Genomic DNA, 3,473 nt, shown 5'->3' with positions numbered 1-3,473 from the left:
CGCGGCCGGGGCCCCCCCCCCCCCCCGCGGCCCCATCTTTTCAGACCATCTCGACCGCAGGCCCGCCGATCTTCGGATCGGTCAGGCTCGGTCGGCCGGTCTCGACATGGCCGGCGAAGCGGCGCAGGAAACCGTCGCCGGTCCCCGCCGTGACGCTGAGGTCGAACCAGCCGGCGCTGGCCCGCAGCGACCAGCGGTCGCGGACCAAGGCGCCCGGCCAGAGATAGTGGTGCCGCGGCGGCTCGGCGCTGTAGCTATTGGCGACGGTCAAGTAGCAGGGCCGGAAGCCGGTATTGCTCAAGAGCAGCGTGACGTCGCCGGTCACGCCGTCCTGCATCAGCCGTACCTCGGGCCGCGCCTCGCCCGACAGGATCGGGGTCAGGCGCCCCTTGAACCGGTTCAGCATGCCGTTCGGCCCATAGACCGACAGGTCGTAGCTGCGGCCATGGTCCGGCGTCCAGCTGTCCGACAGCGTGTCGCCGGCCCCGACCGTGTATTGCCACGGCCCGCGACGGTCGGCGGTCGGCTGCATCGGCCGGTCCGGGAACACGGTGTCGTCCGGCTCGTAGGGCTTGCCCGTCTCGTCGAAGGTGGCGCCGCCATCGGCGTAGACGGTGAAGCAGGCGCCGACGGTGCCGGCATTGGCGAAATCGATCCAGACCCGCCGCCCGGTCGGGTCGAGCCGGGCATGGGCGCCGAGCCGGTAGGGCAGGGGCCGGGCGCGGCGCTGGCCCTGCTGCTGCACCGGCCGCGACTGCGCCGCGGGCGGCACCGGCCCGGGACGGCCGGCGGCGGCATCGGCCTCGGCCTTGTAGCGGCGCGTGTCCGGCAGCGGCGGCAGCGCGGCATCGGGCGTGCGGAAGTCGAAGGCCGTGGTCAGGTCGCCGCAGACCGCGCGGCGCCAGGGCGAGATGAAGCGGCAGGGCATGCCGAAGCGGCGCTCGATCAGCTGCAGCACCGAGGTGTGGTCGAACAGCTCGGAGCAGACCCAGCCGCCCTTGCTCCAGGGCGAGACCACCAGCATCGGCACCCGGGGGCCGAGGCCGATCGGCACGCCGTTGAAGTTCTCGTCCCCGACCGGGACCGTGCTGCGGCCCTGATAGCCGTAGAACCTGGTGTTCACCGGCGGCACCGGCGCCGGCACATGGTCGAAGAAGCCGTCATTCTCGTCGTAATTCACGATCAGGACGGTCTTGGCCCAGACCTTCGGGTTGCTGGTCAGCGCCTCGAGGATCTTGTCGACCAGCGCCTGGCCGGCGGCGGGCGACGCGTTGGGGTGCTCGCAGAAGGCGTCGGGGCAGATCACCCAGGACACCTGCGGCAGCCGGTCGGCCTTGACGTCGTCGGCGATCGCCCGCGCCAGCACGGCGTCATAGGGATCCTCGTTCGAGGCCAGCTTGGGCCCGACATAGGCGCGGCCGCGCTTGTACAGGTCGGAGCTTTTGTCGAGCTTGCGGAAGTCGCGGTGATAGGCCAGCGAGTTGCAGCCGTAGTTGGAATAGGCTTGGTAGACCCGCCAGTCGATGCCGTGCTTCTCCAGCGTCTCGGCATAGGCCTCCCAGGCGAGCCCTTCCCAGGGCTCGTCGAGATCCATGTCGCCGGTCCAGTTGTTGTCCAGCTCCTGGCCCTTCAGCCGGCGCTTCGGGTTCTTCGGGTCGCGGCCGGTCAGGGTGTAGACGCTGGCGCCGCCGGTGAAGTACTGCCGGTTCGGCTCGGTGTTGGCGAAGATCGAGCAGTGGTTGGCCTCGCAGATCGTGAACGCATCCGCCAGTTGGCGGTAGAAGGGCAGGTCGGAGGCGGTGTCGTAATAGCCCATCGACATCCGGCTCTTCAGCGGCACCCAGCTGTCCCAGTTCTTCCACAGCGACTGGTCGAGCTTCCAGCTGTGGTCGGTGCCGTCCATGTGCTGGGCGCTGGTGCTGCCGGTATCGAGCCGGAACGGCAGGACATAGTCGAGCCGCGCCTGGGCCTTGGGGTCGCCTTCGTACCAGCGCTCCCGCTCGTGCCAATGGTCCCAGCCGACATTGTCGTAGCCTTTGCGGCTGGCGCCGTTGCGGCCGACGCTCTGGTACCAGACCGGCCGGCCGCTCGGCAGCGGCGCCGGGCGCGGGTCGCCGAAGCCGCGGACGCCGTTCAGCGTGCCGAAATAATGGTCGAAGGACCGGTTCTCCTGCATCAGCACGACGATGTGCTCGACATCGCGCAGGGTTCCGGTGGCGTTGTGGGCGGGAATCGCCATGGCCTGGCGGATGCTGGCCGGCACGGCCATCGCGGCCGCGGCGGCGAGGCCGGTTTTCAGGAATTGGCGGCGGCTGTCGGAGGTCACGATCGGCGTCTCATGGGCGGCGGGAAGAATCGGACGCCGCTCCTATAGCAGCCAACCGTGACGGACCGGTGAAGCCGGGTTTCGGAAATGCCGGGAAAGGATCCGTCGTGGTTGCGCCGGCCGCGGTCGCGGCGCAGTCTGGCGTCGAACGCCGCGGGAACTTCCGGACCGACCGAAGCATGAGCGACCATCACCACCACGAGACCCCGGATTGGCGCCTGAACGGGGTGCGCGTGATCCGGGGCAGCGATCTCGACCCCAACACCGCCCAGACGCCGGGCATGGACCGCAAGGCGGCGATCAATGCCGCCCGGGTCGGGGCGCAAAAGATCTGGGCCGGCACCGTCACCATCCACCCGGACGCCAAGACCGGCGCGCACCATCACGGGCCGCTGGAGAGCGTGATCTATGTCGTCCGCGGCCGCGCCCGGATGCGCTGGGGCGAGAAGCTGGAATATGTCGCCGAGGCGGGGGCGGGCGACTTCATCTTCGTGCCGCCCTATGTGCCGCACCAGGAGATCAACGCCTCGACCGACGAGCCGCTGGAATGCGTGCTGGTGCGCAGCGACAACGAGGCGGTGGTGGTCAATCTCGACATCGAGCCGGTGGAGAAGCCGGAGGCCGTCTACTGGGTCGACCCGATCCACAAGCATCCGTGAACCGGGATGGGCGGCCCCGGCCGCCCACCGCTACCTGCTCCGGCCATAGACTCCGGTGAAAGTGACGTTCATGCCGCCGCACATGAGGTTGTCGGCCGCCACCAGATAGGGGCCGAGCCGCCATAGCCGGACGCGGCAGGTGCTGTCGTCGCCAGGATCCGCATCGTAGGGCGCGGCCTCGCCGTCGTCGCCGGCCGAGAAGGCGGCCTTGCCGTTCGTCGGCGTCAGCGTGGCGCTGATCTGGCCGACATTGATGGCGCCGCGCGTCACCCGCTCCGGGTCGCTGCCGCCGAAGCTGGCATTGCCCTCGATCGCGATCGCCCCACCCGCCGCCTTCTTGATGTCGATCTCCTGCTCATCGCCGCTGCGCCAGGTGCCGCGCCAGTCGTCGGCCGCGGGGGCGGGCGCACCGGTCAGCGCGTTCAGCGGCAGCAGGCCAGTGGTGCTCGCGAATTTCGGCCCGGCGCCGGTGAAGGTGGCGCAAGCAT

General features: G+C 69.9%; 3 protein-coding genes. 1 reads left to right on the top strand and 2 read right to left on the bottom strand.

The features are described from left to right. Positions 1–40 precede the first annotated feature (40 nt). Positions 41–2,326, bottom strand: a complete 2,286-nt coding sequence (locus AAHM41_RS39590; protein WP_342242140.1) for a phosphocholine-specific phospholipase C — start codon at positions 2,324–2,326, stop codon at positions 41–43. A 179-nt stretch (positions 2,327–2,505) separates the two neighbouring features. Between AAHM41_RS39590 and AAHM41_RS39585 the strand changes: the two genes are divergently transcribed. Continuing rightward, a complete protein-coding gene (locus AAHM41_RS39585) occupies positions 2,506–2,985 on the top strand; it encodes a cupin domain-containing protein (RefSeq protein WP_342242139.1) in 480 nt (159 codons plus the stop codon). 30 nt (positions 2,986–3,015) lie between these two features. Here the strand turns inward: AAHM41_RS39585 and AAHM41_RS39580 are convergent. Next, positions 3,016–3,473: hypothetical protein (locus AAHM41_RS39580; protein WP_342242138.1), on the bottom strand; the 458-nt coding region annotated here is incomplete at its 5' end.

The organism is Inquilinus sp. OTU3971 (genome assembly GCF_038440215.1).
This window is presented reverse-complemented; position numbering and strand designations above follow the sequence as displayed.